Here is a 26,163-nt window from a genome sequence, read left to right as displayed (position 1 = left end):
GTTGTCATGCAACCGACCCCGCAGGGCCGTTCACCGATTGCTAGGGCGTATCGATCCGGGCGAAGGCCTGGGCCAGCCATTTGGAGCGCCGCTTCAGCAATTCGACCCGCAGGGGATCGGGCTCGCTGTCCACCACCCAATAGGGGTTGGTGTTGATCTCCCAGACCTGGAGCCGGCCCTTGCGGAAGCCGTAATCGATCCGGCCATAGTCGATGCGCGCCAGGGCGAAGATCTCGCGCAGCGCCTCTTCGTGAGGGTTCTTCTCGAAATAGCGCAGCTCCTCGGCGGCGGTCTCGGCATTGACGATCGCGTCGGTCGAATGTTTCACGATGGGCTTGCGCGAGACATAGAGGTGGAAGGGTTTGATCTCGCCGCCGACGATGGCCGCGCCATATTTGCGGACGATGCCATGGGCGTCGCGCGTATCGCAGAACTCGACCGCCAACAGGGTATCGCGCGCGACCGGCAGTCGCTGGATCGCCTCGAGCTCGCGGTCATATTCCTCCGGCGTCTGCAGGAAGCGCGAGACGGCGCCGTCATGCTCGTTCTCGCGGCGGATGAAGACGGGATAGCGCGACGGGCGCCGGATCTCGTCCAGCCGGTAGATGTTGAACTGGTTCATGCCGGCTTCGTAGAGCGTGCGCAGCAGCTCGTAGCGGCGCAACGCCCGTACCGGATGGTTGAGCAGGCGGTTGCCGCCGGCGGCCTCGAGCTCCTCCCACTCCTTGGCGAGCTCGCCCAGCCGCGGCGGCGGCACGCGCTCGAGATCGGTGAAGACATAGGTCGCCGGACCCTCGATTCCGGCGCGGATGTCGCTCCGATAGGTCGCCGGCGCGATCCGTGCCGTCTGGCGACGGCCGTCGACCTCGAGGAATCGCTTGATCGGGAAGGCGCCGCGCTGGGTGCAGAGAAGACGGATCATCGGGCCCGGGGTCGGATCTCGCCGGGCTCGATCGCAAGCCAGCGCGAAACCACACTGTAGGACAGGTCCCCGAACCGGGGCAATGAAGGGGAGACGGCATGATTCCGGTCGGCGAGTTCCTGCCCGACGGCTCGGCCTTCGGCAGCCCTGGCGCGACCGAGGCGAAGAACGTGATCCCGGCGGCGAGCTCCTACCGGCCGCTGAAGACGCTGATGGCGTCGGGCACGGCCGCCTCCGGCAGCCGGATCCAGGGCGCGATCACGCTGCGGTCGACCGATCTGACGGTCAAGTCCTACGCCGGCGACGCGACCCGGCTCCATGGCTTCGACGGCGCGGTCTGGTCGGACTTCAGCCGGACCTCGGGCGGCGCCTACAGCACGCCGGCCCAGGGTCTCTGGCGCTTCGCCCAGTTCGGCGATGTCTGCCTGGCGGTCAACGGTTCGGACGCGGTGCAGTCGATCGCGATGGGGGCCGGTGCGAATTTCGCAGCCCAGGGCGGCTCGCCGCCCGCCGGTGCCCGCTATATCGCGGTGGCGCGCGACGTGGTGGCGCTGGGGCGCGACGGCGCCAACTCCAACCGGGTGAGCTGGTGCGATGTCGAGAACCTCGACTGGACGACGGGTGCTGCCGATTTCCAGGACATGCCCGATGGCGGGCAGATCCTCGGCCTCTTCGGCGGCGACAATCTGGTGGTGCTGCAGGAGCGCTGCATCCGGCTCGGCATCCGCACCGACTATCCGCTGACCTTCACCTTCGACAAGATCAGCCAGGACAAGGGCTGTCTCGCCGAATGGGCGTCGGCGCAGTTCGAGAACCTGCTCTTCTTCCTCGCCCATGACGGGTTCTATCTCCTGGCCGGCGGGCAGCAGCTGCAGCCGATCGGCGCCGAGAAGATCGACCGGTTCTTCTTCGAGCATCCCGAGCATGGAGTCGATCTCAACAGCCTGCACCGGGTGACGGGCGCGGTCGATCCGGTCAACAAGCTCTATGTGGTGAGCTATCCCAGCGTCGGCGGCGGCACGGGCCTGCCCGACAAGGCGCTGATCTATCACTGGCAGCTCGGGCGCTGGTCGCGCGCCGAGTTCGCCTGCGACCTGGTTCTGTCGGCGATGGTCCAGTCCTCCTGGAATCTCGACAATATCGATACGCTGATCGGCAATCTCGACGCGACCAGCCTGTCGCTCGACGATGCGGCCTTCACCGGCTCGGGCCGGCTGTTCCTGGCCGCCTTCACGCCCAGCCATGAGCTGGGCTTCTTCAATGGCGGCACCATGGCCGCCACCGTCGATAGCGGCGAGACTCAGATCACGCCGGGCCGCCGCACGCTGGTGACGGGCGTCCGTCCGCTGGTGGACGGGGCCGCGGCCTCAGTCGCGCTCGGCACGCGCAACCGGCTGAACGATCCGGTCGCCTGGAGCCCGGCGGTCGCCATGAACGATAACGGTCTCTGCCCCGCGCGGCGGGATGCGCGGTTCCACCGGGCACGGATCGCGATCGAGGAAGGCGAGGCCTATGCCCACATCCTGGGCGTCGAGCCCGAGTTCAAACCGGGCGGAACGCGATGACCACGGTCTTCAAGCCGCTGCCGGCGCCGGTCGGATCGGGCGGCGAAGCCGGGCTGTGGACCTATCTCGCGCGCGTCCATGACGTCATCCGCGGCGTTCTCGCCGGCAAGCTCAACTGCACGACGACGGTCACGCTGGCGGCGGGGACGACGACCACGACCTTAACCGATCCCCGCATCGGCGCGCAGAGCGTGATCCTGTTCATGCCGGCGACAGCGAACGCGGCCGGCGCGATGGCGAACCTCCATGTCTCCGCTCGATCCCAGGGCGCAGCAACGCTCACGCACAGCAACAGCGCGACGACCGATCGGGTCTTCGGCGTCGCCATCATCGGGTAGTCAGATGTCAGCACCAGCTCGCGGACTGTTCGAAATCCTCGCCCCGCAAGGGAAGGCAATTGCCAGGCCGCGGAACGCATCCCGCGAAGGCCCGCGCCATGCCCACGCCGCGCGGCTGCTGGCCGCCCGAGGCCGTCATGGCGACACGCTGCTCGCGCATATAACGCCGCTGGAAGCCGTCATTCTGCAGCTCCTCGGCGGGTCGGGCACGATCAACCCGAAGACCGGCCTGCCGGAGTTCTGGGGGCTGGGCGGTGGTGTCGCGAGCGGTGGTCACGGCGACGCTGGCGATGGCACCGGAGGCGCAAGTCGCGGCAATGGCGACGGCGGCAAAGGCTCTCGCAACGACAGCAAGCAGGGCACGGCCGCCAAGAACGCGCAACAGGGACATCTGGGCGCTGGCTATGGCAGCGGCAGCCAGACCGGCATCAGCCAGGGTGACATCGACAAGATGGTGACGGGTCCGAGCTATAGGACGGCCGGCGGTCCCACGGTCAAACGCGGCGTCACCGGCGATGCCAGCCTCGGTCACACGCCCGATCAGCGCGGTTTCCGGGACGTGCTCGGCGACATCCTGGGCGGCGCGTGGAGAGGTTCGCAGATCGGCGGAACCATCGGCTCTTTCGGCGGCCCGGCCGGCTCACTCATCGGCACCGGCGGGGGTGCTATCGTTGGCGGGATCCATGGCGCCATCAATGGCAGCGATCCCGCCGGCGTCACGCGCGGGCAGAATGCGGGAGCACCGGAGAAGGGTGCGAACGGCTCGGACACCGGCTCAAACCAGGGCGGCCTTGGCGCCAATGGCGGTCGCGGCGACAGCGGCGGATTGCCGATCCCTCACACCGCCATTGCCCAGAACGCCCAGCAGGCGAATGCCGGCGGCGGCCTGCTCGCGGTGTTGAACCCAGCCGCGCCGACAACGGTCTCGACAACCCCGACGCTGCCGGTGGGCCTGCTCCAATACCTCGCGCAGAATGCGGGGCTGCTGCAGGGGCTCACCGCGAACACCCGCTTCGGCCCCGGCACCGTCGCTCCGGTCCACTACGGCCAGCCCTTCGCGTGACCTGCCTCGTCGGAGTTCCACCGGAAAACGTCGACCAGGTCTGGCCGCTGATCGAGCAACGTCTCGAGGAGGCCTGTCTGACCTCGCGGGGCAAGGAGAAGGCCTTCGATATCCGGCGTTCCGCCCGTCATGGCGAGAAGCAGATCTGGGTGGTCTGGGACGAGGACGCGAACGACGTCCTCGCCGTCGTCGTGTCCGAGCTCGCCGTGTATCCGCGCAAGATGGTCTGCCATATCCAGATCTGCGTCGGCAACGAGCGGGAGCGCTGGCAGCATCACATCGCGATCATCGAGGACTGGGCGAGACAGAAGGGCTGCCGCGGCATGTCGCTGGTGGCGCGTCCCGGCTGGTCTCGCGTGCTCAAACAATTTGGCTACGACATGACCCATCATCTGGTCGAGAAGGATTTGCAAGATGCCTGATTTCGGTGGCGGCGGCGGCAACAACCAGACGGTTCAGAGCTCGGCCCCATGGGGCCCGGTCCAGCAGCCGCTGCAGGATGTCATCGCCAAGGCGACGTCGCTCTATAACTCGGGCGCCTTCACGCCCCAGGCGCCGAACTTCCAGATGACGGCCGACTTCACGCCGGAGCAGCTCCGGGCGCAGTCGATGGGTGTCGCCCGTGCGACCAACGGCTCGCCGCTCAATGACGCGGCGTCGACCTATCTGACAAGGGTGTTGAACGGCAATTATCTCGACGGCAATCCCTACAACGCGGCGCTGGCACGCCGGACGGCCTCGACCATCACCGACCAGCTCAGCCGCGCCGGCCGCTATGGCGGCAACGAGGCGACGACGCGGGGCCTGGCCGAGGGGCTTGCATCGACCCTCAACCAGAATTACCAGACCGAACGCGACTATCAGCAGCAGGCCGCAAACTATGCGCCAGAGCAGGCGAGCCAGGATTATGTCGACATCAATGCCCTCAATACCGTCGGCCAGCAGCGCCAGGAACAAACCCAGGCGCTCTTGAACGAAGCGGCGCAGCGCTTCAACACCGCCGCCACCGCCAACCAGAATGCACTGGCGACCTATCTGGGATTCCTCAACGGCCAGGGCGGGTCGACCCAGACAACGCTCACGCCCAATCGCGGTCCGTCCTCGACCCAGCAAGCGATCGACACCGGCATCGGTCTTCTGGGCGTGCTGGCCCGCCTGTGGGGGAAATGAGCGGCCCTCCGGCATCGCAAGAATCGGGCGCCGGCCCGAAAATTTCTGCCTGTTTCATCGGGAACTCACTTCCATGCCCGTCAAGGACTACAGCACCACCGCGAACAGCAATGCCGCGATCGCCGGCATCAACATCGCCGAGAATTGTCCGGCAGGAAATCTGAACAATGCGCTGCGCCAGGCGCTGGCCGACCTGCGGTCCTATGCCAACGGGGCCGAGTGGTTCGAATATGGCGACGGCGATGGGGCGGCGGCGGTCACCTATCTATCCGGCACCTCCTTCGCGATCGCCGGGACCGATGTCGCGGGCGCCTGGCATTCGGGCCGGCGCGTCAAGGCGTCGGGCAGCAGTACCGGGACGATCTATGGCGTCATCGCCTCGTCTTCTTTCGCCACCAACACGACGGTCACCGTCGCCTGGGATTCGGGTTCGCTGCAGAACGAGAGCCTGACCGTCTGGCTCGGGATCCTGTCGGCAACCAACGGCGCTGTGCCCTCGGCGTCGATGACGGCGCGGGGTGCGGTCGAGCTCGCGACGACGGCCGAGACTCTGGCCGGCACCGATACAGGCCGCGCGGTCACGCCCGATGCGATGGCGGCATTCTGGGAGAGGGGCGGCGACATCGCCTCCGCCGGCACGATCTCGATCGGCGAGGGCGGCTATTTCCACGTTACCGGCACCACCACCATCACCGACATCGACTTCGCCACCGACAGGGCCGGGCGCCATGCCTGGCTGATCTTCGACGGCGTCCTCACGCTCACCCACAACGCGACGACGCTGATCCTCCCGGGCGGCGCCAACATCACGACGGCGGCGGGCGATGCCTGCCTGGTCGTGTCGGAGGACGGTTCGGAGAACGTGCGCGTTCCGATCTATAGCCGCAAGGATGGCGCCCCGGCGGTTCCGCCGACCCAGGTCATCACGAAATCCTTCACGAGCGCCGACACCTCGATCGCGCAGAACAGCTCGCCGACTTTCGCGCATGGCTTCGGTGCTCTTCCGAAGCTGGTTCAGTTCTATCTGGTCTGCCAGTCGGCGGATGGGAACTACGCCAGCGGCGATGTCATCCAGGTGACTCCGCACACGATCCAGGACACCGGATCAGGCAGCGGCGCCGCACAGTTCGGCGCCTATGTCGACACCACCAACATCACGGTGATCGCGCCCAACACGACGGCGGTGTTCAAGGCACTCGACAAGACGACGCGCGGGCAGTTCTTCCCGGATCTGACCAAATGGAAGCTGCGCGTGGTCGCTTTCGCTTAAGGAGCCATCATGACCGAGCCGAAGGAAAGCTGGCACCTCGACAAGAAAGTCCCGATCGCGCTGATCGGCGCCCTCATGTTCCAGACCGCCGCTTTCGGCGTGTGGATGGGCTCGCTCCAGGAGCGGGTGAACATGGTCGAGGCCTGGCAGGGCAAGAACGATCGCCTCGATACGCGTTTGTCGGTGGTGGAAAGCCAGCTCGGCAATGTCCAGGCCATCCTGCTGCGGATCGAGAACAAGATCGACAGGAGCCAGCCGTGAGCCGGATCGCGCTACCTTGCAGCTTCGGCGACCTCGATATCATGGCGCGCACCGTCTATGGCGAGGCCCGCGGCGAAATCGATGCCGGCAAGATCGCGGTCGCCTGGTGCATCCGGAACCGCGCGGAGCTCGATCTCGGTAACGATGGCAAGCCGGACTGGTGGGGCGAGGGGATCGGCGGCGTCTGCCTGAAACCCTATCAGTTCTCCTGCTGGCTGCCGAACGATCCGATGTTTCCGAAGATCAAGGCGGCGAAGGCCCGGCAGCTCGCCGAGTGCCTGGAATCCTGCTTTGCCGTCCTCGGAGGCGAGGTGCCGGATCCCACGGGCGGTGCCACCCATTACCACGCTTCCTCGATCGCCGCGCCCCCTTGGGCCGCCGGCAAGACGCCGGTCGCCATCATCGGCGCCCATCGATTCTTTCGCCTGATCTGACCCCGGTCCTCCGACCGCAGCGCATCACCGGCCTCCGCATCCCGCGGGTGCCGCAACCACGGAGCTTGCCCCATGTTCACCACGCTCGACAAAGCCCTCGTGGCCCTGGTGATGGCCATTCTCGCCATCCTCAACCAGGCCTTTGGCATCGTGACTCCTTCCTTCCTGACCGAAGGCAATGTGACGGCGATCATCGCCGCGATCACGCCGCTGCTCGTCTATGTCGTGCCCAACAAGCCGAAGACGACCTGAGCCATGCATGGTTGGGAGATCGCCCTGATCGCCGTGGGCTGCGCTGCAGTCGGGGGCGCGGGGCTGTTCGCGCTGCTCGTGCGGCTGGCCCGCGCGGAGCTCGATCGCCGGTTCAGAAACCATCCTCAGGGGAAATAGCCATGCAGACCTATGCCGTCATCGGCGGGCTCATGCTGCTGCTCGGCCTCCTGTTCTACCTGGTCTGGCGCTTCGGCAAATCCGCCGGGGCGTCGGGCCAGCTAGCCGACAGCTCGGAGGCAGCGCTCGAGGTCGAGAAGAAGATGGCGCGAGCCGGCGCCGACGCACCTGCCGATCTGAACGCCATCGAGGATCAAGCGAGACGGGGAGAGTTCTGATGCGCGTCCTGGCGCTCGCCATGATCTTCATGCTGGCGGCCTGCCGAGCGCCGGTCGTGACGGCTTGTCCACCGGTACCGGTCTATAGTCCGGAATTCCAGTGGCGTCTGGCCGACGAAATTCATGCGTTGCCGCCCGGCAGCGCGTTGGGCCAGGCGGTCATCGATTACAAACGGTTGCGCGACCAACTGCGGGCCTGTCGCGCGACCTGATGCTGGCGCGGCCCTGCGATATGGCGAAGAAAACGGGAAGAAATGGTGCCGCCGAGAAGAATCGAACTTCCGACCCCGTCCTTACCAAGGACGTGCTCTACCTCTGAGCTACGGCGGCACGAGCATTGACCATCGAGGAGGCGTCCTTGCGGGCTCGTCCGCAGGTCCCTCGAAGGCGGCGAAACTTGCCATAAGCCGACTGGCCAGAGCAAGGCCGAAGGCCAACCGGCCGATTCCAGTCTAAGGCCTTCCAGGTTAAGAAGATTACCATCCTCCGGCCCGGTTCCTCCGGGCGCGACATCCTGCCCCTCTTCGGCCCTCGAGATCGGTTGGCCCCCTGCGGGCACCCGATCGCTGGCGCGTCCCTTCCGGATTGGCCATCCCAATCCTGCCATCATCCCCTTCCATCTTTCCCCCTCATGCCGCTGGCGGCATCTGCCGGTCGCTCGAGCCTTGACCCCGGGCGGCGGGCGGCCTATTTCCGCAGCGCCCCCGATGCCGGAGCCCTCGCCGATGCCCGATCAGAGTCCCAAACCTTCCCGCGCGGTCCAGTCCCGCGCCGGCCATGACGGCGTCGTTCGCGGCGCCGACCAGGACGCCCGGCTTGCCGCCGAACTGCGCCGGAACCTGCTGCGCCGCAAGCAACAGCAGCGGGCTCGCGCCGACAGCGCTTCGGCCGCCGAGGACGGCGACGTCGCGGAGCAGGGCGAGGAAAACGGGGGCGCGCACGAACGTTAAAGGGCCGGCGCCGCGCGTCGGCCGCGGCTCGGAAAGGCGGCATGCCCGAGGGCCGGGTTTTGCATGCTCCCAATGACGGTCGGTTCGACTAATATCTCGCCAAGGCTTGGCTGCCTTGAGCCGGCGCCGGGTCCGCCTCCTGACGCCGATCTTCGACGGTTCGACCGGTTCCCAGCCCCGACGAAAGCCGGGCGCGCGGGCGGCCGGTTCCTTAGGGTTCCGAGGGCATAAGATGGACAAGATTCGCGTCCGTGGCGGCAAGCCGCTCAAGGGCGATATTCCGATCAGCGGCGCCAAGAACGCCGCGCTCCCGCTGATGGCGGTGAGCCTGCTGAGCGACGAAACGCTCACGCTGGGGAATGTGCCGCATCTGGCGGATATCAGCACGATGGCCGGGCTGCTGGCGCAGATCGGAACCGAGGTGGGGCTGAACGGCCAGTCGCATCCGGGCGGACATACCGGCCAGGTCATGGAGCTCACCACCCGCGACATCCGCCATACCCGCGCCGATTACGACCTGGTGCGCAAGATGCGCGCCTCGGTGCTGGTGCTGGGTCCGCTGTTGGCGCGCGCCGGTCATGCGGAAGTCTCGCTGCCCGGCGGCTGCGCGATCGGAACGCGGCCGATCGATCTGCATCTGATGGCGATGCAGAAGCTGGGCGCCGAGATCGAGCTCAAGGAAGGCTATGTGCTGGCGACGGCGCCCCGGGGGCTGACGGGCGGGTCGGTCGCCTTCCCGATCGTCTCGGTCGGCGCCACGGAGAATCTCATGATGGCGGCGAGCCTCGCCAGGGGGACGACCGAGATCACCAATGCGGCGCGCGAGCCCGAAATCATCGATCTGGCGAAATGCCTGACCTCGATGGGCGCGAAGATCGAGGGCGCCGGCACCGACAAGATCTTCGTCCATGGCGTGGAACGGCTTCACGCCGCCCGCCACGACGTGGTGGTCGACCGGATCGAGACCGGGACCTATGCGATGGCGGCTGCCATCACCGGCGGGTCGGTCGAGCTTCTCGGCGCCGACCGGGAGCTGATCGGAACGGTCTGTACCGTGCTCGAGCGGGCCGGCGTCGCGATCGAGCCCACCAACCGGGGCCTGCATGTCAGTCGCGCCAACGGTCCCTTGCAGGGAACCGACGCGATCACCGAACCCTTTCCCGGCTTCCCCACCGACCTTCAGGCCCAGTTCATGGCGATGATGACCGTATCCCAGGGCGCGGCCATGATCACCGAGACGATCTTCGAGAACCGCTTCATGCATGTGCCCGAGCTGGCCCGCATGGGTGCGAACATCACGGTCCATGGCGCCTCCGCGATGGTGCGGGGCGTGCCGAAGCTCACGGGCGCACCGGTGATGGCGACCGACCTGCGGGCGTCGGTCTCGCTGGTCATGGCGGGCCTGGTGGCCGAGGGCGATACGATCCTCAACCGCGTTTATCACCTCGATCGCGGTTATGAGCGGCTGACCGAGAAGCTCCAGGCCTGCGGCGCCGACATCGAACGGATCCACGGATGACCGGGGGCGCCGGACTGAAGCTTCGCGCGCGCGACGCCGCCGATCTGGCGATCATCGCCGCCTGCCTGCAGGATGCGCTGATCCGGCCGCGGGACATGATCTATCTCGCCCAGGAGAAGCGTTTTGCCTTCGTGGCCAACCGCTTCCTCTGGGAAGCGGCCGCGCGATCGGCGACCGCGATCCGGCCAGGCGACGACGAAGGCGATGCCGAGTTTGCGGGTGGCGAAACGCAGGGGCCGGTCTATCAGCGCGTTCATTGCGGCGTCTGCTTCGATCGCGTCCGCGGCGTGAAAATGCGGGGCTTCACGCCAGCCAAGGGCCCCGAGTTCCTCGAGCTCCTGACGGTCCAGGCCCAGGGCGATGCCATCCTGATCATGTTCGCCGGCAACGCCACCGTACGGCTCGAGGTCGAGGCGGTGCGATGCCATTTCGAGGATCTGGGCGAAGCCTGGCCGACGGCCTGGCGTCCCGAGCATGCCGGGACCGACGAGGCGGGATCCGACCGGAAGGGTCCGGCATGACGGCGCAGATGCGACGCAAGACAGGCAATTCGACCGATCCGATCATCCTGGCCCTGCCCAAGGGCCGGATTCTGCCGGAGGTCATGCCGTTGCTGACGCGTGCCGGCATCCGGGTCGAACCGGATTTCGACAATGACCGTTCGCGCAAGCTCCGGTTTCAGACCAACATCGCCGGCCTCACGGTGGTGCGTGTGCGCAGTTTCGACGTCGCCACTTTCGTCGCTTTCGGCGCGGCGCATCTGGGCGTGGCCGGCAGCGACGTGCTGATGGAGTTCGACTATCCCGAGCTCTATGCGCCGATCGACCTGGGCGTGGGGCGCTGCCGGATCGCGGTCGCCGAGCCGAAGGAGCTGGTGGCGAACGACGATCCCAGCCGTTGGAGCCATGTCCGGGTCGCGACCAAGTATCCCGAAACCGCGCGTCGCTACTTCGCCACGCGCGGCGTCCAGGCCGAGTGCATCGCGCTGAGCGGCGCCATGGAGCTGGCCCCGCAACTGGGACTCTGCACCAGGATCGTCGATCTGGTGCAGACCGGCGCCACGCTCAAGGCCAATGGGTTGGCCGAGATCGAGACCATTGCCGAGGTCAGCGCAAGATTGGTGGTGAATCGCACCGCGCTGAAGCTGCATCCCGAAGCGATCGGCGAGCTGGTAAGCCGAATTCAGGAGGCGGTCGATGCCGCATAGGCTCGATGCGCGCCAACCCGGGTTCGAAGCGCAATTTGCCGAGTTCCTCACCGGAAAACGCGAGGCGCAGCAGGACGTCAACGACGCGGTTGTCGCCATCATCGCCGAGGTGAGAAACCGCGGCGATGCGGCCCTGATCGACTACACGCGCCGGTTCGACCGGATGGAGCTCCGGGCCGATCAGATCCGGTTGGCCGGAACGGCGATCGACGACGCGGCCGCTCAATGCCCGACCGACGTGCGCGATGCCTTGCATTTCGCGGCGGAGCGCATCGAGAGCTATCATCGCAAGCTGATGCCGTCGGATATCGATTATCGCGATGCCAGCGGCGCGCAGCTGGGAGCCCGCTGGCGGCCGGTTGCGTCGGTCGGCCTCTATGTCCCCGGCGGTGCCGCGGCCTATCCGAGCTCGGTCCTGATGAATGCGGTGCCGGCGCGCGTCGCTGGCGTCAAGCGGCTGGCGATGGTGGTGCCGACGCCGGGCGGCACGCTCAATCCCGCCGTCATGGCGGCCGCGCAGATCGCCGGCGTCACCGAGATCTATCGCGTGGGCGGCGCCCAGGCGGTGGCGGCCCTGGCCTATGGCACAGCGACCATCGCCGCGGTCGACAAGATCGTCGGGCCCGGCAATGCCTATGTGGCCGCCGCCAAGCGCCTGGTCTTCGGGCAGGTCGGCATCGACATGATCGCCGGACCTTCGGAGATCCTGGTGGTGGCCGACGGCGCCAACGATCCGGCCTGGATCGCGATGGACCTGCTGTCCCAGGCCGAGCATGACGAGGCGGCCCAGGCGATCCTGATCACGAACGACGAGGGCTTCGCCGCGCAGGTCGAGCGCGCCGTGGAGGCCGAGCTGTCGCGCTCGCCCCGCGCCGCCATCGCCCGGGCGAGCTGGGCCGCCCATGGCGCGATCATCCTGGTCCAACGACTGGACGATGCCGTGGCGCTGGTCGATCGCATCGCGCCGGAGCATCTGGAACTCGCCGTGGCCGAGCCCGAGCCCTTGTCCCAGCGCATCCAGAATACCGGCGCGATCTTCCTCGGCCGCTATGCTCCCGAGGCGGTCGGCGATTATGTGGCCGGCCCCAACCATGTGCTGCCGACCGCGCGCAGTGCCCGGTTCTCATCGGGCCTCGGCGTCCATGATTTCCTGAAGCGCACCTCGCTGGTCCGCTGCGACGCCGAGAGCCTTGCCCGGCTCGGGCCCGCCGCGATCAGGCTGGCACGCGCCGAAGGGCTCGAGGCGCATGCCCGCGCCATCGCCATCCGTCTCAATCTGCCCTGAGGACCGAGCGTGGAGCCGCCGGCCGCGCCCCCGACCAGCCGCATTGCCCGGGTGACGCTCGACGAGCGCTCCGTGGTGCGGCGCAATCCGCAGATCGAGCATGAGCGGGCGGTCGCGATCTACGATCTGATCGAAGAGAACAGCTTCACGCTGGTGGATGGGCCCGCGGGTCCCTATGACCTCTCGCTCGGCATCGAGGACAACCGGCTGGTACTGGACATCGGCAATGAGAGCGCCGAGCCGGTGGCGAAGCACATCCTGTCGCTGACGCCCTTCCGGCGGATCGTCAAGGACTACTTCACGGTCTGCGAGAGCTATTACGAGGCGATCAAGCGTTCCTCGCCCTCGCATATCGAGGCGATCGACATGGGACGCCGGGGCCTCCATGACGAAGGCGCCGAGCTGCTGCGCGAAAGGCTCGCCGGCAAGATCGAGCTCGACAGCAATACCGCGCGACGCCTGTTCACGCTGATCTGCGTGCTCCATATCAGGGCATAGGCGGCGATGCAGGATCTGCCCGGGAGCGTTCTCTTCTGTTGCAGCCTCAACGCGATCCGGTCTCCCATGGCGGAGGGCCTCCTGAAGCATCTTCACGGGCATCGGATCTTCGTCGATTCCGCCGGGGTTCGGACCGACGCCGTCGATCCCTTCGCCATCGCGGTCATGGACGAGATCGGCATCGATATCAGCCGGCATAAATCCAAGAGCTTCGACGAGCTGGAGGACAGCTCCTTCGACCTCATCATTTCCTTGTCGCCTGAAGCCCAGCACCGGGCGGTCGAGATGACCCGGACCATGGCCTGCGAGGTCGAGTATTGGCAGACCTTCGATCCCTCCCATATCGAGGGCAGCCGCGAAACCCGGCTCGAGGCCTATCGGCAGGTCCGGGACAGCCTGATCCGGCGGATCAAGGCCAAATTTCCGAGCGGCGGTCCGGTCAATCTCTGAAGCGGCCCCCAAATGGCTGAAATGCCCCATTTTCGGGGTCACCAGCAGGGGTTTGCCACGGCGAGCCCAGGCGCTATGATCCCGCGCCGCTTTCAACCCCGGATGGCCGCTGGCCCGCATGCGCGCACCCGCGAAGACCCTGGGGCATCGATGGAGTGTGAATGGCGAAGGAAGATCTGATCGAGTTTTCGGGCACAGTGCTCGAGCTGCTGCCCAATGCGATGTTCCGGGTGAAGCTCGACAATGAGCATATCGTGCTGGCGCATACCTCGGGCAAGATGCGCAAGAACCGCATCCGGGTGTTGGCCGGCGACCGCGTGAATGTCGAGATGACGCCCTACGATCTCAGCAAGGGCCGCATCACGTTCCGCTTCAAATAGCCCATGCGGGGGTGCTCCCGGGCATGACCCCGACCCGCCTCGATTCCCCTCGACTGGTGCTCGCCTCGGCCTCGCCGCGCCGGCTCGATCTGCTGCGCCAGATCGGGATCGAGCCGGCTGTGGTCGAGGCGGCCGATATCGACGAGAGCCCGCGCGGACGCGAGCTGCCGGCGATGCATGCGCGCCGGCTGGCGCTCGCCAAGGCCTTGGCCGTGAGGGCTCGCCATCCCGGTGAGTTCGTGCTGGCGGCCGACACGGTGGTCGCCTGCGGCCGGCGCATTCTGCCCAAGGCGACGGACGCGCAAGTGGCGCGCGAATGCCTGACCCTGCTGTCGGGCCGCCGGCATCGGGTGCTGGGGGCGGTCACCCTCATCGGACCCGACGGCCGGCAAACCCACCGGCTGGTCACCACGGCCGTGACCTTCAAGCGGCTGTCGGCCGAGGAGATGGAAAGCTATCTCGCCAGCGGGGAATGGGAGGGCAAGGCCGGTGGCTATGCCATCCAAGGCCGTGCCGCGCAGTTCGTACCGCAGATCGTCGGTTCCTATTCCAATGTGGTCGGGCTGCCGCTCTACGACACGGCAGCGATGCTGCGGGGCCTGGGCTTCATCCCGGGTCGCACGGGCTAGAGGCCGGTGGCCAAGCCGGATCCGACCCGCCTGTTCGTGGCCGAACGCGGCCCGGAGCGGCATGTGGCGTTGTGGCGCCAGGGCCGGCTGATGGGCTATCGCATCGATGCACCCGACCTGCGCGACCGCAGCGGCGCTTTGTTCCTGGGGCAGGTGGTGCGGGTCGATTCCGGCATGGGATCGGCCTTCGTCGCATTCGATCGATCCGCTTCCGGCGATGCCGAGACCGGGCTGCTGCCGCTACGCCGGGGCGAGAAGCGCGTCGAAGGCGAGCGTGTCCTGGTCCAGGTCGCGCAGGAACGCCGAGGCGAGAAATCGGCCAGGCTGACGGCGGCAGCGATCCTCGAAGGGCGTTATATCGATCTCCTCTCCAAGGAGAGCGGCGTCCATATGACGGAGGCGCCGCTCGAACCGGAGATGGCGCGCGGATTGCGTGCGGGTCTGCGCGGCCTGATCGCGGACAGCGCGATCGGTCTTCGCCTGACATCGCGGGCGTCGGGTGCCCCTGCGGAGAGCATTCTCAAGGAAGCTTCCGGCCTCGTCGCCACCTGGCAGCACAGCATGGCTGCATGTGCCGACGCGACCGCGCCGGCTTGCCTTCAGCCGCCGGCAGATGCCGTTCTCTCGCGCCTGCGCGAGATTCCCGGCGGCGAGCCGGTGACAATCGTCGCCGACAATCGCACTCTTGCGCGACGGATCGAGACCGGACTTGCCGGGGTTTCGGTTGGCGACATGCCTGTGATCGAGACCGTGCCGCAGCGTGAATGGATCCCCACGGCGAAGGAGCTCGATGAGGCGGTGAGGGCGGCGCTCGATCCCCGTGTCCCTCTGTCCGATGGTGGATGGCTTTTGTTCGAGCCCGGGGAAACCCTGACGGCGATCGATGTGAACAGCGGGACGGCATCCAACCGGCGGGTTGGTGCGAGCCGCGCCGATCTGCGGCTGAAGCTCAATCTGCAGGCGGCCGAAACGATCGCCCGGCAGCTTCGGTTGCGTGCGATCGGCGGCCTTGTGGTGATCGATTTCGTCGACATGGAGAGCAGCGCCGATCGCGACCGGGTGGTGAAGGCCTTGCGGGGCGCCTTCGCCGACGATCCGGCCCGCATCCGCGTGCTGCCGATGTCCGATCTGGGGCTGGTGCAGATGACCCGGCAACGCCGCGGAGTCCCTCTGGCCGAGCTTTTCTTCGGACCTTGCGAGGCCTGCGAATCCACCGGTAGGCTGGCGCTCCGCCGACCGATCGGGGACGGCCCGCTTTAGAACGCTGTGCCTGGATGTTCGAGACCGTCCGATGAGTGCCAAAATCGAGGACCTTGCCCGTCGCCGGGCGGAACGCGAGCAGCGCAGCCAGAGAGAGGCGCCGGCAAGCCGTGATGCCGGAGCGCCCGCGACCAAGGGTGGCCGTTGCCCGATCTGCGGACGCCCTCGCGATCCGGCTCATCGCCCGTTCTGCTCGAAACGCTGCGCCGAGATCGATCTCGGACGCTGGCTCAAGGAATCATATCGGGTCCGGACCGACGAAAGCCCGGAGGACGAGGTCCCCCGCAAAGAGGGTGACGAAGAATAGCCGGCGCGGTTTCCCCGAGCTCATGAAGAACCTGGAAATTGTCAGCTGTTTTAGATAGTTAGCTTTGGACCGGGGGCGCTGCCGCATGGCTGGACAGCCCCTCCGAATTTCTCTATAAGCGCACGTCTCGATCGCCGGAGTGATCCCGCCCAGGTAGCTCAGTTGGTAGAGCAGGGGACTGAAAATCCCCGTGTCGGCGGTTCAATTCCGTCCCTGGGCACCATTCTCCTCAAGGGTTTATGCGGTCGATCGTCAGCCCGTCTGACGCGGTTTTCCAAACGGTTTTCCAAGTCTGGCCCGCTTCCGTTCTTTCTCGATGCGCCCGACGGCCTTCTTCGCGAGGCGCTGGCGATTGCGTTCGCGGCTGTAGTGGTTGCCCATCTCGTCGGTGGTCTGGGCGTTGACCGCGGCGGCTTCCTCGACGCTGCCGCCGGCGTCGATCACATCGCGCGAGATCGAGTGGCGCAGGCCGTGGATCGTCAGGCCCGGCTTCACCTTGCCCTCGGCGAGCAGCGGCGCGCGCAGCTTGGCGAAGCTCGAGCGGATCCCGGATTCCGTGAAGGGGCGATTCCAGCGGTTGCAGACCAGCGTCGCCGGCGTGACCTTGGCCTTGGGCCCCAGCGTGCGGGCGAGCTCCTGCTCGATCGCGGCGCGCAGCTCGCCGGCGACATGGATCGAGGCCTCGACGCCGGTCTTGCGGCGCCGATAGTCGATGAAGCCGGCGATGCGATCGTAGGCGCCGGCGCGCGGCAGGCGGACGATGTCGCCCTCGGTCAGGCCGGCCCAGAAGCCGAGCATGATCGCGATCCGCAGGCCGCCCGTGGCGCGCCCGACCATGGCGTCATACTCGGCTATGCTCCAGGCGCGGTTGGCCTTGGGTGTGTCCCTGGGGCGCTCGATCAGCGGCACGTCGCGCGCGGGGTTGGCCTTGAGCCAACCGCGCGGGATGCCCCAGGCGAACAGCAGCCGGATCACCTGCACGACATAGTTCGCGAAGCGACGCTTGTGCCGGGCGAAGGCCTTGTCGCGCATCTTGTAGAGAAAGGGCGCGGTGAAGCGCGGGATGGCGACGCCCTCCAGCGGCTTCACATAGTCGAAGACATGCTGGTAATCCTCGCGGGTCGAGGCGGCGAGGCGCGCGAATTCGGGGCTGCCGCGATAGGCGGCGATCAGGTTGCCGAGGATCCGGGCCTGGGGCTGCTGGCCGACCGGCACGCCCTCGGGCCGGCGCTCGAGCGCGGCGACCTCGGCGACGAAGGCGGCGGTGCCGGGCTCAGCCTGGAGCCGCTCGCCGGTGGCGCGGTGGTAGTAATAGACATGGCCCTTGGACCGGACCTTCTTAATGCCGCGCAGTCTGACGATCGTCGCCATGGTCCAGCCCCGCCAGGAGTTCCTCGTCGCTGCGATTATCCTGCTCCGGCGAGCGGGCGGGATCAACCGCCTGGCGCAGGGCGCTGGTGCGCCAGCGGTCGACATTGCGGATCCGCTCCGGCGGCGGCAGGCGGCCGTCGGCAACCTGGCGCTCGAACTCGCTGACGGTGAGCCCGACGAAATAGGCGGCGCAGGCCTTGTCCATGCGGAGCGGGGTGACGCCGGCGGGCCAGTTGGGCGGGGGCTTCATCGGTTGGCGATCTCCAGCAGGACATCGGCATGGCAGGGTCGGTCGAGTGGGCACCAGCAGGCGAGATTCTTACCGCGCAAGGGGGCAAGGTCCGGCAGCTTGTCGATGCAGCGCTCGCGGAACAGCTTGACGACCAGCGCCTCGGCTTCATCCCAGCCGATGTCATTGTGAAAGCCGAGTCCGGAATAGCCTTCGCCCGGCGCGATCAACGCGCGCGGGCATTCGAGAAGCGGCCAACCCTCCTCATTGAGGAGGTAGAACGGATTGCCCCATCGCGTCGGCCGGCCGACATAGACCGTGTTCGGCGGCATGCGCCAGCCCTTGGTGCGGCGGCGCTGGATGCGGAGAGGCGCGGTCATGCCGGGAATTCCGAATGCTCGCGGCCATCCAGGAGGCGGCCGGCGGCTTTCTTGCCGACGCGCTCGATCATACGACAAGGAATCCCATCGGGCAGATCACGCCGCGTTGTGAAGTGACGGCAGTCGGCCGCGATCCATGATGGCCTTATCGCGCAGGGCACGATGGAATCCGCATGCTCGGAGTCCGCTTCGATCTCTTCGACCTCGGGCGACCCCGTGTCGAATTCCCGAAACTCGCCCCACTGCTTAAAGAAGAACGGCACCTTGGCCGCGGCGCATTGATCGCGCAGGCTGCGCGCCCAGTCCGGGTGCATCGGCCGCGCGCCGGGGCCGCTCTCGCCGCCGACGATGACCCAGTCGAGATGGGCGTCGGTGCGCGTCCAGTCACCCGTCGCGCCGCCGTGCATGATCGTTCTCTCGCCGGTTAGCGTATTCCACCACAGTGCCGGCGGGCTCTCTTCATCATCGACCGAGCCCCACTCTTCGCGCGGCACTTCACGGTGAGCAGCGCCGTCATCGATCTGTGTCAGATCGACCGGCCCCAGCAACGGCTCGGCCGAGATGAAGCGGATCGCGGCAGGCGTCTCCAGCAGCAGCGGGATCCGCTCGTCGGCGCGCTCCTGATCCTCGGTCGAGACGCCGAGCCAGACGTTCGGCAGCGGCCACGGCACGGAACAATAAAGGCTATAGAGGTTCCCGTGCTTTTTAAGCGCGCCCCATTCCCTTTCGTCAAAGTCCACCGATGCGGACATGCTGACGCGCTCAAGTGGGAAGTCGCCGAGTATTCGGAAGTCTCGTCCTTGGCCGCGGCCCTTCATATATTCCCGCATCCGCGCCGGCCGCTTGGTCAGCACCTGGAAGGTGTGCTGCGGGCAGAGCGCCATGACGGCGAAGATGGTGTCGATCGCCTCGTCGGCCAGGTTCTCGTGGAACAGGTCCGACATCGAGTTGACGAAGATCCGGCGTGGGCGCTTCCAGGAGAGCGGCTTGATGACCTGGCCCCAGTTCGAGAGCTCGACCTTGCCGGTCCAGACCGGGCCGGCGTTCGAGGGCTGGGTCATGCCGCGATAGATCGGCTGGCCCATGGCCTCGAGGCGCGCGGCCAGCTTCATCGCATAGCAATGCTTGCAGCCGGGCGAGACGACCGAGCAGCCGACCGTGGGATTCCAGGTCGCGTCGGTCCATTCGATGGCGCTGCGGTCGGCCATGTCAGATGTCGCTTCCCGGGCTTCGCTGCGCCCAGCGTTCGAGGCTGTAGCGCGTCGGGTCGGCGACGCGCAGGACGGCGAACCAGGCCTCGGTCTCGTCGCGACGCTCGATATGATGCGTCGCGGCGGCGAGGGCGGCCTTGGCTGGCGCGTCGGTCCGCGCCTTGAGCTGGCCCAGCATGCGGCTGTAATCGTCGCGGCGGCAGCAGGTCATCATGGGGCGCTGCCTTCCCGCGGCTCGATCGGCTCGGGGCCGGCGGGGAAGGCCGCGCCGAAGCTGCTGAGCGGAATCGCGGCGCTCGCGGGCTCGACCGTCAGCGAGACGGGCGGCTGGCTGCCGACGATGCCGAGGATGACGACGCCGCCGCGGTTGAGGAGGGCGAGCTCCTCGGCCGTGGGAGACCAGGCGGTCTCGATCAGGTCGCCTGTGACCCGGGCGTGAAGGTCGCCGCAGGGGCCGTGCTTCGCTTCGTCCCAGCCGGCGGGGCGGGTGAACTTCAGGTCGGCGCCTCGGATGATGCGGGGGATCATGGAGGAAAGTCCTCCGGATCGAGAGTCTCGCCGCGCTTCAACGCCGCGACGGCGCCGATCTTGGTCAGGCGGAACAGATCATCGCCGCCCGTAATCGCATTGCCCTTGGTGCGCGTGGCTTCGCCCGCTGCCACCATTGCCTGCCACGCCGCGTAGTCATGGGATCCTTCGCCAGTGACGAAATGGTTGCGGTAGGATCGCCGGCGGCCGTTCGTCAGGCCCAAAGCGTGGCGAGCAAGTTCGATCTGATCCGGAGTCATGCCGCCACCTGCTGCTCGATCCAGTCCAGGCGGCGCAGGGCGAGGCGGATGCCGCCGGGCCGGGTCGCGTCGTAGGAGCGGATGGTCTCGGCGCGGGCCTGGGTGCTGCGCCGCTCGAGGTCGCGGAAGGCGGGCCAGCGGTCGCGGCATTCGGCGAGCTGGTTGGGGCCGAGGGTGCCGGTCGAGCGGATCATGCGACCTCCTTCGTGCCGGCGGTGTAGCGCGCCGCCAGCACGTCGAAGCGGCGCCGGAAGATCCGACTCGCCAGATCCCAAGGCTGCGGATAGATGCGGTAATAACCCTTTGTGTCCGGAAGCTTCACGTCCCAGTCGGGGACGCCGGCGCGGGGCTTCGGCATGAGGTCGCGGCGCTCGATCGCGAAGGCGAGGAAGTCGGCCTCGCGGATCTGCCGGGCCTGCGCCTCGTCGGGCTCGGGGAGGCCGAGGGCCTGGATGATCGCGCGCTGGCAGGACTGCGCCATGATCGTGTCGGGGTCGGCCTGGTCGGGGCCGGCGCCGAGGAGGAAGCGCCGCGCCTTCTTCAGGGGCGTGGTGCTGTCGCCGACCGCGAACTCGTGCGCGTCGTGCAGCAGGCCGTGGATCTGCAGCAGCCCGTCTGGCGTCGGCGGCAGGAGGTCCGAGACCAGGACCGAATGCTGCGCCACCGAATAGAAGCCGCGGCAGGCGCCGTTGAAGCGACAGATCTTCGCCAGGTGGTTGGCGATGTCGAGGATGTCGATCTCGGCCGGCGAGGGCGTGAGGAAGTGATAGGCGCGGCCGCCGGCGGTCATGATCCAGGGGCCGGTCGATTCCATGTCGCCATTGCTGGGCAACAGCGGCTCATGGTTCGGGACGAAGTTCTGAATGGTCATGATCAGAACGCCTTCCCGCCGTGCATGAGGGGCCGCGTGGCGTTGAAGAGTGTCTTCGCCACGATAGCCTCGGCCACCGGCAGGTTGAAGCCCTGCGCGAAGTCCATGATGCGGATGACCGTATCGGCGAGCTCGATCGAGAGGTTGTCGAACTCGGGGCAATGCTTGTCGGCGGGGTTGCCATGCCGGATGGCCTCGAGCGCTTCCGACAGCTCGGAATGCATGAGGGCGATCATCTCGGCCTTGTTGCGCGTCTGGCCTTCGAACCAGAAGCCCTTAGCGGCGGCATTCGCCTGCACACGCGCCTGGATCTGGCGGAAGCTATTGACGAAGCCAACGTCGATGGTGGCCGCTTCGGCGATGGCGGCATCGCGTATTCTGGCTTCTACCGCGTCAGGGGACATGTCGAGCGGGGCCGTGGTGGCGGGCGTGTGCATGGCAAATCCTCCTGGGGTCAAGCCGCCGGCGGCGGGTTGAAGTCGTCTTCGGGCACCGGCTCGTAGTCGTCGGGGCTCAGGAGACGGTTCGGGTTGGTGTCGAGGATCAGGCTCGCGACCGTGCCGGGCAGGCCGGGGCGCTCATGGATCGCGATCACGCGGCCGACGAGGCGCTTGGTCAGCTTGTGGCGGACGGCCTGGCCGCGGCGCCAGGGATGCGTCGGCGGGCCCGCGACCGCCGCGATGAAGGCGTCGGCGCGGGCGGTCCGCATGCTGGCGAAGGGCACCACGGTGCCGTCGTCGAGCAGTCCGCGCATCTTGCGGACCACGGCGAGGTTGACGATCTCGGCGGTCATGGGAAGGCCACCCAGCAGCCGAAGCCGACGGCGAGGATCGCGAGCCAGGCGAGGGCGGTGAGGGCGCGGGTCATGCGGCCTTCGCCTTCATCGCCGCCCGCTTGGCGTAGGGCGGGCGACCGACGCCATTCCGCGCGCGCATATCGCGCAGCTCGGCGCCGGTGAAGCCGTTGTTGCGACGGCGGAGGCGCTTATAGCGATGCGTCGTCGATTGAGGGCTCGCGACGAGATCGATGGCAGTGCCGAGCATCGCGCTGCCCTGCGCGAGGAGCGCCATGACGCCGGGCAACCCCAGGAGGGAGAACGGGCGGCCCCTCATCGCCGTTACTCCGGCCGGCCGAGCAGGGTCAGCGCGCCGGTCTGGTCGCGGACCTTCTGGATCGCCTCGGCCAGGGCGTGGTCGAAGACCTTCTCGGTGCGGTAGAGCTCGAAGAACCAGGCGATGCCGCCGCCGCCCAGGCGGTAGCGCAGCCGCGCGGCCATGCGGTATTTCTCGCCATTGGTGAAGACCGGGATGGCGATCAGGAACAGCGGCGGCACGTCGAGCTTGCCGCCATTGGCGTCGGTGTGGGCGGTCTCGTAGCGGATCGTCGCCTCGCCGCTCTTGAGGTTGATCGCCTGCACCGCCTTGTCGTTCGAGAAGACGGCGAGGCCGCGCGACAGCTCCATGAGCTTGGCGGGCGAGGCCGGCACGCCGCCGAAGGTGGCGAGCAGCTGGTCGATCAGCGGATCGCCGCCGGGCATGCCGTCGCTGCCCAGGCCCGGCGCGATCACGTCGTCGATGTGATCCTCGATGAACTCGGCGAAGTCGCCCTGGTTCATCTTCTCGCCGGACTTGCCGTGCCAAGCCTGCCATTCCTCCGACAGCGGGAAGTCGTAGAGCGCGCGATGCCGGCACCAGGCCGGGTTGCCGTCGAAGCCGGCGCGGTGATAGTCGATCACGCCGACCAGCGCGGGCTTCTCCCGGCTGTTGTCGGCGAAGACCAGCGTGTCGCCATCCTTGAAGCGGTTCACATACTCGATGAAGGCGGCGAGATCGAGCAGCGGCACCCTGCCCTCGCGGCGCTCGGGCTTGTCGCGCCATTCGTCGACGAACTTCTTGACGCTGACGATCGACTTGCCGTTCGGGACGGCCAGCATCCTGGCATCATCGCCGGGGTGCCCCGGCGCGACCGCGGTCAGGAATTCAACCGGCGCCAGCGATTTCATCGTCTCGATGATCGCTTCGGCGTCGGAATTGCGAATCGGATCGGCCATAAGAATGAACTCCTATGAGGGAAGGGGGCGTTACGAGACGGTGCGGACGGCGTCGCTGCCGCCGGTGACGTCGCGGAACATGTCGGTCTGTTTGGGATTGGCGCGGCTGAGATGGCCCTCGGGCGTTTCCCAGAAGATGGTCCGGCCGCGCTCGGCCTTGGGCAGGGTGACCTTGTATTCGGCAGCGGTCTCGACGATGCCGCCGTCGAGCTTGAGGTCGATAGTCAGCGCGATCTTGGCCTTGGCCTTGCCGCCGCGCTCGATCGCGGCGTCATGCAGCTCGCGCACCGCCTCCTCGAGCTGCTGCGTCAGCTCGGCATGGAACTTCCCATCCTCGAGCGAGCCGACGAAGGCGTTGAAGCTGCGAACGATCTGGTCGTTGGACATCGGTGGCCTCCCCGGCCGCTGCTGTGAGCGTGTGGGGAGACAGTATAAACTTTCTTATCGGCTGTCAATAAGAAAATTTATGGAGCCGGCAAAGCGGCATTTTGGGATACTCGCCCGCGGGTTGTGGGGGAGGCGGGCATGGCGGTGGTCATTCTGCTGGCCGGGGTGGCGGCCATAACAGTGCTGGTAATCTACCTTCGACGCGGGCAGCGCAGGGATGCCGAGGCTATGGCGGCCTCCGCATGGACGTCCGGCGCGGCCGGATGGCAACCGGGCGAACAGACGCAATGGCGCGAGTTCGGCGAGGGTTGGCGGACCTTTCTCAGCCCGGTGGTCGGCGAATCATTCCGCAATCCGGACGGCACGGCGCGCCAGGATATCCTGACGCGCTGCCGGATCGGCGAGGATGCTATCCTGGAGCCCGAGCCCGGCAATCGTCATGACTCGGAGGCGGTGAAGGTGCTGCGCGCCGCGACCGGCGAGCAAATCGGATATCTGCCGCGCGGCCATGATCTCTTCGACGCTGCCGACGAGGGCCGCGCGAAGGCCGTGATCCACGCGCTGCATGGTGGGACGATGGGCAAGGAAAGCCGCGGCGCCGTGCTGCAGATCGGCGTGCGCGACTGACGCGATCATTACTCGATGCAGTAGGCGCCCGTGACGCGCGCGAAGATCTCGATCTCGTCGCCGGACTCCTGCAGCGTCAGCGGCGCGGTCTTGCCGCCGTCGATGCGAATCGGCGGGTAGCGGCGCGGGTTGGTGGTGCGCGCCACCAGGCTCAGCACGCCCTTTTCGAGTTCGAGCTCCTTGACGGTCGCCTCGACCTGGTCGGTGACGTTGTGGCGCAGGCAGATGACGCGCTCGCCGGCGGCCGGCCGCTTGCCGATGTCCGCATAGCGCACGGCGACCAGGATCGAACCCGGCGGATAGAGCTTGTTCATCGAATCGCCGCGCACCTCGAGCGCCAGACGCTCGACGCGCGGGTAACGCCGGTCCGGCGGGATGGCGATCGGATACCACTGATCGCGGTCCCAGACATAGGCGGCGCGCCACTCGCCGGCCTGCACATGGCCGATGACGGCGATGCTGGAAACGCTGGCGGTCGGGGCCTCGGCCTCGCGGGGGCCATCATCGTCGCCACGCAGCCATTCCGGCCGCACGCCGAAATGGCGGGCGGCGTCGATCACGAAGCGCGGCTCGAGGCTCTTGCCCTTTTCCGCCTGGGTGATCGAGGGCTGCTTGACGCCCAGGATCTCGGCCAGCCGCTTCTGCGACAATCCGAACTCGACGCGTAATGCCTTGAGACGCGTGGCAAATTTGCTCATGACCCAATTCTATAAAAAGTCTTATCGCAATATCCGATAAACGTTCTTATTGACGTCCGATAAGAAAGTTTATATTCTCGGCGCCATGAACCCTTCCGGCGCTCCCTCCATGAAAGAAGCCCTGCAACGCGCGGTGGAAGCCGCGGGCGGCCAGGCGAAGCTGGCGCGGGCGTTGAACGAGCTGGCCCCGCACAAGCCCGCCGTGAGCCAGGCCCTGATCTGGGACTGGATCAACCGCGCCGAGCGGGTCGCCACCGCCGAGCGGGTGCTCGATATCGAGAAGGTCACTGGGGTGTCGCGCCATGAGCTGCGGCCCGATCTCTATCCGCGGGAGGAAGCGGCGGCATGACCTGCGCCCAGGAGTTCCGTGATCTGGATTTGGAGGGCAAGCCGCTCGATTCGTTCGGCTGCAAGCCCATGCCCCTCGCTTCGGAGACGATGCGTCGCCGCGCCCGTGACCATGAATTGGCGCTGCTGCTCGCGGTCATCGCCGGAACCGACGAAACCGAGCATGGCGCCTGGTGCGGGGAGGGGTTGGCATGAAGGATCGTGCGTCATCGCCGCTACGGTTGCAGGTTCCCCGGCTGGTGGCCACGGGAACCGCCGGCGCCGCATCCCGCCGTCCGGCCCAGCCGATGCGGTTCCAGAAGCCCAGGCCCGCGGGCTCGCTCAAGTCGGTGCTGGCCGAGACGGTGGCGCAGCTCGGCGGGCTGGAGCGTGCTGGCGATTGGATCGGCCGCTCGCGCACCCAGGTCGCGCGCTTCACCGATCCGGCCGAGGCCGACTCGTTCCCGACCATCGACCAGATCCGGACCTGGGAAGCGGCGCTCGGCCGCCCACTGGTGACGACCTTCATGGCGCTCGAGGCGGGCGCGCTGCTGCTGACGATGCCGCAGGGCGAGGACGGCGCGGCCGCGGTCGATCTCGCGGCGATCGGGCAGGAGACGGCCGAGCTGTTCCGGGTCTATGGCGAGGCGCTGCGCGACGGCTCGATCTCGCGCGGCGAGGCGGGCGCGATGGTGAAGGAGATCGACGACGTGGCGGCGGCGCTGGTGACGGCGCGCGCGCATCTGGTCGAGATCCGGGACGAGCAGGAAGAGGCCGCATCATGATCGAGGTTCCGGTCCTGTGGCTGGTGCTGCTGCTGATCTTCGCGGTGGTCGTCGGCTTCATCGCCGGCTGGCTGCTCGGCGCCGACGTGGTGCGGCGCGAGATCGAGGCCGAGTGGGCAGCATCCGGCGCGCTCGACGCTTCTCATGAACGCGCCATCAAGCTCGCGCGCGAGGCGATGGCGCCATGAGAGTTCACCACCATTCCCATGCGCGCTGCGGGATCCAACCCCGGGCGCGCATCAACGCCGGCGACGGAGAGCAGTCCGCTCCGGGCTCGCGCCGAGTCCCGTTCAAGACGTCGCCGGCGTTTTCTCTTTCCTCTT

43 protein-coding genes and 2 tRNA genes are annotated in these 26,163 nt (G+C 67.3%); 28 read left to right on the top strand and 17 right to left on the bottom strand.

All coding sequences use genetic code 11. The features are described from left to right. Positions 1-40 precede the first annotated feature (40 nt). Positions 41-922 carry a hypothetical protein gene (locus FRZ44_RS19280; RefSeq protein WP_151178710.1) on the bottom strand — a complete coding sequence of 294 codons (882 nt, stop codon included), beginning with the start codon at positions 920-922 and terminating at the stop codon, positions 41-43. Positions 923-1,020: 98 nt separating this feature from the next. Here FRZ44_RS19280 and FRZ44_RS19275 point away from each other — a divergent pair, with 98 nt between their 5' ends. The 11 genes from FRZ44_RS19275 (at position 1,021) to FRZ44_RS19225 (ending at position 7,843) form a co-directional block, all read left to right on the top strand. Next, on the top strand, positions 1,021-2,487 hold the full coding sequence (locus FRZ44_RS19275; protein ID WP_151178709.1) for a hypothetical protein: 1,467 nt from the start codon (positions 1,021-1,023) through the stop codon (positions 2,485-2,487). Continuing rightward, entirely contained in the window at positions 2,484-2,825 is a 342-nt protein-coding gene (locus FRZ44_RS19270) for a hypothetical protein (protein ID WP_151178708.1), read from the top strand. Before FRZ44_RS19275 ends, FRZ44_RS19270 begins: the two co-directional genes overlap by 4 nt. 4 nt (positions 2,826-2,829) lie before the next feature. Further along, positions 2,830-3,888, top strand: coding sequence for a hypothetical protein (locus tag FRZ44_RS19265; protein WP_151178707.1), 1,059 nt, complete (start codon positions 2,830-2,832; stop codon positions 3,886-3,888). After that, a complete protein-coding gene (locus FRZ44_RS19260; protein WP_151178706.1) occupies positions 3,885-4,310 on the top strand; it encodes a hypothetical protein in 426 nt (141 codons plus the stop codon). The genes FRZ44_RS19265 and FRZ44_RS19260 overlap by 4 nt, the downstream gene beginning before the upstream one ends. Further along, on the top strand, positions 4,303-5,058 hold the full coding sequence (locus FRZ44_RS19255; RefSeq protein WP_151178705.1) for a hypothetical protein: 756 nt from the start codon (positions 4,303-4,305) through the stop codon (positions 5,056-5,058). Before FRZ44_RS19260 ends, FRZ44_RS19255 begins: the two co-directional genes overlap by 8 nt. Before the next feature lie 73 nt (positions 5,059-5,131). After that, complete coding sequence (locus tag FRZ44_RS19250) at positions 5,132-6,328, top strand: hypothetical protein (protein ID WP_151178704.1); 1,197 nt, start codon at positions 5,132-5,134, stop codon at positions 6,326-6,328. A 9-nt stretch (positions 6,329-6,337) separates the two neighbouring features. Next, positions 6,338-6,589: a hypothetical protein gene (locus FRZ44_RS19245; protein ID WP_151178703.1), complete on the top strand. Its 252-nt coding sequence runs from the start codon at positions 6,338-6,340 to the stop codon at positions 6,587-6,589. Continuing rightward, entirely contained in the window at positions 6,586-7,023 is a 438-nt protein-coding gene (locus FRZ44_RS19240; protein ID WP_225308345.1) for a cell wall hydrolase, read from the top strand. Before FRZ44_RS19245 ends, FRZ44_RS19240 begins: the two co-directional genes overlap by 4 nt. Positions 7,024-7,095: 72 nt before the next feature. Beyond that, complete coding sequence (locus tag FRZ44_RS19235; RefSeq protein ID WP_151178702.1) at positions 7,096-7,275, top strand: hypothetical protein; 180 nt, start codon at positions 7,096-7,098, stop codon at positions 7,273-7,275. Between the two features lie 140 nt (positions 7,276-7,415). Continuing rightward, complete coding sequence (locus tag FRZ44_RS19230; protein WP_151178701.1) at positions 7,416-7,631, top strand: hypothetical protein; 216 nt, start codon at positions 7,416-7,418, stop codon at positions 7,629-7,631. Beyond that, positions 7,631-7,843 carry a hypothetical protein gene (locus FRZ44_RS19225; protein WP_225308344.1) on the top strand — a complete coding sequence of 71 codons (213 nt, stop codon included), beginning with the start codon at positions 7,631-7,633 and terminating at the stop codon, positions 7,841-7,843. The genes FRZ44_RS19230 and FRZ44_RS19225 overlap by 1 nt, the downstream gene beginning before the upstream one ends. 43 nt (positions 7,844-7,886) lie before the next feature. Here FRZ44_RS19225 and FRZ44_RS19220 read toward each other — a convergent pair. Beyond that, a tRNA-Thr gene (locus FRZ44_RS19220) sits at positions 7,887-7,961 on the bottom strand. 395 nt (positions 7,962-8,356) lie between these two features. Here FRZ44_RS19220 and FRZ44_RS19215 point away from each other — a divergent pair. From FRZ44_RS19215 to FRZ44_RS19160, 12 genes are all read left to right on the top strand, one after another. Beyond that, positions 8,357-8,581 (top strand): hypothetical protein, encoded by a 225-nt coding sequence (locus tag FRZ44_RS19215; protein ID WP_151178700.1) that lies wholly within the window; start codon positions 8,357-8,359, stop codon positions 8,579-8,581. Between the two features lie 232 nt (positions 8,582-8,813). Continuing rightward, positions 8,814-10,100, top strand: a complete 1,287-nt coding sequence (gene murA / locus FRZ44_RS19210) for a UDP-N-acetylglucosamine 1-carboxyvinyltransferase (RefSeq protein WP_151178699.1) — start codon at positions 8,814-8,816, stop codon at positions 10,098-10,100. Beyond that, entirely contained in the window at positions 10,097-10,621 is a 525-nt protein-coding gene (locus FRZ44_RS19205; RefSeq protein WP_151178698.1) for a DUF2948 family protein, read from the top strand. The genes murA and FRZ44_RS19205 overlap by 4 nt, the downstream gene beginning before the upstream one ends. Next, positions 10,618-11,307 carry an ATP phosphoribosyltransferase gene (gene hisG / locus FRZ44_RS19200; protein ID WP_225308343.1) on the top strand — a complete coding sequence of 230 codons (690 nt, stop codon included), beginning with the start codon at positions 10,618-10,620 and terminating at the stop codon, positions 11,305-11,307. Before FRZ44_RS19205 ends, hisG begins: the two co-directional genes overlap by 4 nt. Continuing rightward, the gene (gene hisD / locus FRZ44_RS19195) at positions 11,297-12,592 is read left to right on the top strand and encodes a histidinol dehydrogenase (RefSeq protein WP_151178697.1); all 1,296 of its coding nucleotides are present in this window, start codon (positions 11,297-11,299) and stop codon (positions 12,590-12,592) included. The genes hisG and hisD overlap by 11 nt, the downstream gene beginning before the upstream one ends. 9 nt (positions 12,593-12,601) lie before the next feature. Further along, complete coding sequence (locus tag FRZ44_RS19190; protein WP_151178696.1) at positions 12,602-13,090, top strand: UPF0262 family protein; 489 nt, start codon at positions 12,602-12,604, stop codon at positions 13,088-13,090. Positions 13,091-13,096: 6 nt separating this feature from the next. Next, the gene (locus FRZ44_RS19185; protein ID WP_151178695.1) at positions 13,097-13,540 is read left to right on the top strand and encodes an arsenate reductase ArsC; all 444 of its coding nucleotides are present in this window, start codon (positions 13,097-13,099) and stop codon (positions 13,538-13,540) included. Between the two features lie 161 nt (positions 13,541-13,701). Beyond that, on the top strand, positions 13,702-13,920 hold the full coding sequence (infA, locus tag FRZ44_RS19180) for a translation initiation factor IF-1 (protein WP_151178694.1): 219 nt from the start codon (positions 13,702-13,704) through the stop codon (positions 13,918-13,920). Between the two features lie 23 nt (positions 13,921-13,943). Continuing rightward, the gene (locus tag FRZ44_RS19175) at positions 13,944-14,549 is read left to right on the top strand and encodes a Maf family protein (RefSeq protein WP_151178693.1); all 606 of its coding nucleotides are present in this window, start codon (positions 13,944-13,946) and stop codon (positions 14,547-14,549) included. 6 nt (positions 14,550-14,555) lie between these two features. Beyond that, entirely contained in the window at positions 14,556-15,809 is a 1,254-nt protein-coding gene (locus FRZ44_RS19170) for a ribonuclease E/G (protein WP_151178692.1), read from the top strand. Positions 15,810-15,840: 31 nt separating this feature from the next. Continuing rightward, the gene (locus FRZ44_RS27580) at positions 15,841-16,116 is read left to right on the top strand and encodes a DNA gyrase inhibitor YacG (protein ID WP_151178691.1); all 276 of its coding nucleotides are present in this window, start codon (positions 15,841-15,843) and stop codon (positions 16,114-16,116) included. Between the two features lie 147 nt (positions 16,117-16,263). Beyond that, positions 16,264-16,339: transfer RNA gene (locus tag FRZ44_RS19160), tRNA-Phe, on the top strand. A gap of 29 nt (positions 16,340-16,368) precedes the next feature. On the opposite strand, the gene FRZ44_RS19155 is transcribed toward FRZ44_RS19160, so the two are convergent. The 14 genes from FRZ44_RS19155 to FRZ44_RS19090 form a co-directional block, all read right to left on the bottom strand. Next, on the bottom strand, positions 16,369-17,487 hold the full coding sequence (locus FRZ44_RS19155; RefSeq protein WP_151178690.1) for a tyrosine-type recombinase/integrase: 1,119 nt from the start codon (positions 17,485-17,487) through the stop codon (positions 16,369-16,371). Beyond that, complete coding sequence (locus FRZ44_RS19150; protein ID WP_151178689.1) at positions 17,456-17,737, bottom strand: hypothetical protein; 282 nt, start codon at positions 17,735-17,737, stop codon at positions 17,456-17,458. Before FRZ44_RS19150 ends, FRZ44_RS19155 begins: the two co-directional genes overlap by 32 nt. Beyond that, a complete protein-coding gene (locus FRZ44_RS19145; protein WP_151178688.1) occupies positions 17,734-18,096 on the bottom strand; it encodes a DUF4326 domain-containing protein in 363 nt (120 codons plus the stop codon). Before FRZ44_RS19145 ends, FRZ44_RS19150 begins: the two co-directional genes overlap by 4 nt. Then, entirely contained in the window at positions 18,093-19,304 is a 1,212-nt protein-coding gene (locus FRZ44_RS19140) for a DUF5131 family protein (RefSeq protein ID WP_151178687.1), read from the bottom strand. The genes FRZ44_RS19145 and FRZ44_RS19140 overlap by 4 nt, the downstream gene beginning before the upstream one ends. A 1-nt stretch (position 19,305) precedes the next feature. Next, a complete protein-coding gene (locus tag FRZ44_RS19135; protein ID WP_151178686.1) occupies positions 19,306-19,521 on the bottom strand; it encodes a hypothetical protein in 216 nt (71 codons plus the stop codon). Beyond that, positions 19,518-19,835: a hypothetical protein gene (locus tag FRZ44_RS19130; protein WP_191908195.1), complete on the bottom strand. Its 318-nt coding sequence runs from the start codon at positions 19,833-19,835 to the stop codon at positions 19,518-19,520. The genes FRZ44_RS19135 and FRZ44_RS19130 overlap by 4 nt, the downstream gene beginning before the upstream one ends. Next, positions 19,832-20,095, bottom strand: a complete 264-nt coding sequence (locus tag FRZ44_RS19125) for a hypothetical protein (protein WP_151178685.1) — start codon at positions 20,093-20,095, stop codon at positions 19,832-19,834. The genes FRZ44_RS19130 and FRZ44_RS19125 overlap by 4 nt, the downstream gene beginning before the upstream one ends. Beyond that, positions 20,092-20,289: a hypothetical protein gene (locus FRZ44_RS19120; protein WP_151178684.1), complete on the bottom strand. Its 198-nt coding sequence runs from the start codon at positions 20,287-20,289 to the stop codon at positions 20,092-20,094. The genes FRZ44_RS19125 and FRZ44_RS19120 overlap by 4 nt, the downstream gene beginning before the upstream one ends. Next, positions 20,286-20,966: a hypothetical protein gene (locus tag FRZ44_RS19115; protein WP_151178683.1), complete on the bottom strand. Its 681-nt coding sequence runs from the start codon at positions 20,964-20,966 to the stop codon at positions 20,286-20,288. Before FRZ44_RS19115 ends, FRZ44_RS19120 begins: the two co-directional genes overlap by 4 nt. Before the next feature lie 2 nt (positions 20,967-20,968). Next, positions 20,969-21,403: a nucleoside triphosphate pyrophosphohydrolase family protein gene (locus FRZ44_RS19110; RefSeq protein WP_151178682.1), complete on the bottom strand. Its 435-nt coding sequence runs from the start codon at positions 21,401-21,403 to the stop codon at positions 20,969-20,971. Positions 21,404-21,420: 17 nt separating this feature from the next. Next, complete coding sequence (locus FRZ44_RS19105; RefSeq protein WP_151178681.1) at positions 21,421-21,759, bottom strand: hypothetical protein; 339 nt, start codon at positions 21,757-21,759, stop codon at positions 21,421-21,423. Positions 21,760-21,829: 70 nt separating this feature from the next. Then, positions 21,830-22,078, bottom strand: coding sequence for a hypothetical protein (locus FRZ44_RS19100; RefSeq protein WP_151178680.1), 249 nt, complete (start codon positions 22,076-22,078; stop codon positions 21,830-21,832). A 5-nt stretch (positions 22,079-22,083) separates the two neighbouring features. After that, positions 22,084-23,016: a DUF2303 family protein gene (locus FRZ44_RS19095; protein WP_151178679.1), complete on the bottom strand. Its 933-nt coding sequence runs from the start codon at positions 23,014-23,016 to the stop codon at positions 22,084-22,086. Positions 23,017-23,046: 30 nt separating this feature from the next. Continuing rightward, positions 23,047-23,403 carry a hypothetical protein gene (locus FRZ44_RS19090; protein ID WP_151178678.1) on the bottom strand — a complete coding sequence of 119 codons (357 nt, stop codon included), beginning with the start codon at positions 23,401-23,403 and terminating at the stop codon, positions 23,047-23,049. Positions 23,404-23,541: 138 nt separating this feature from the next. On the opposite strand from FRZ44_RS19090, the gene FRZ44_RS19085 reads away from it, so the two are divergent. Next, complete coding sequence (locus FRZ44_RS19085; protein WP_151178677.1) at positions 23,542-24,030, top strand: HIRAN domain-containing protein; 489 nt, start codon at positions 23,542-23,544, stop codon at positions 24,028-24,030. A gap of 8 nt (positions 24,031-24,038) precedes the next feature. On the opposite strand, the gene FRZ44_RS19080 is transcribed toward FRZ44_RS19085, so the two are convergent. After that, positions 24,039-24,728 carry a LexA family protein gene (locus FRZ44_RS19080; RefSeq protein WP_151178676.1) on the bottom strand — a complete coding sequence of 230 codons (690 nt, stop codon included), beginning with the start codon at positions 24,726-24,728 and terminating at the stop codon, positions 24,039-24,041. 109 nt (positions 24,729-24,837) lie between these two features. Here FRZ44_RS19080 and FRZ44_RS19075 point away from each other — a divergent pair, with 109 nt between their 5' ends. The 4 genes from FRZ44_RS19075 to FRZ44_RS19060 are packed head-to-tail and all read left to right on the top strand — an operon-like array spanning position 24,838 to position 26,028. Further along, positions 24,838-25,077: a transcriptional regulator gene (locus FRZ44_RS19075; protein ID WP_151178675.1), complete on the top strand. Its 240-nt coding sequence runs from the start codon at positions 24,838-24,840 to the stop codon at positions 25,075-25,077. Continuing rightward, entirely contained in the window at positions 25,074-25,271 is a 198-nt protein-coding gene (locus FRZ44_RS19070) for a hypothetical protein (RefSeq protein WP_151178674.1), read from the top strand. Before FRZ44_RS19075 ends, FRZ44_RS19070 begins: the two co-directional genes overlap by 4 nt. Next, the gene (locus FRZ44_RS19065) at positions 25,268-25,840 is read left to right on the top strand and encodes a hypothetical protein (RefSeq protein ID WP_151178673.1); all 573 of its coding nucleotides are present in this window, start codon (positions 25,268-25,270) and stop codon (positions 25,838-25,840) included. Before FRZ44_RS19070 ends, FRZ44_RS19065 begins: the two co-directional genes overlap by 4 nt. Further along, positions 25,837-26,028 (top strand): hypothetical protein, encoded by a 192-nt coding sequence (locus FRZ44_RS19060; RefSeq protein ID WP_151178672.1) that lies wholly within the window; start codon positions 25,837-25,839, stop codon positions 26,026-26,028. The genes FRZ44_RS19065 and FRZ44_RS19060 overlap by 4 nt, the downstream gene beginning before the upstream one ends. The last annotated feature ends 135 nt before the right edge of the window (positions 26,029-26,163 follow it).

Origin of the sequence: Hypericibacter terrae (assembly GCF_008728855.1) — a bacterium.
In the GTDB taxonomy this organism is placed as follows: Bacteria; Pseudomonadota; Alphaproteobacteria; order Dongiales; family Dongiaceae; genus Hypericibacter; species Hypericibacter terrae.
The sequence above is the reverse complement of the archived record's forward strand: the minus strand, read 5'-3'. Positions and strand labels throughout refer to the sequence as shown.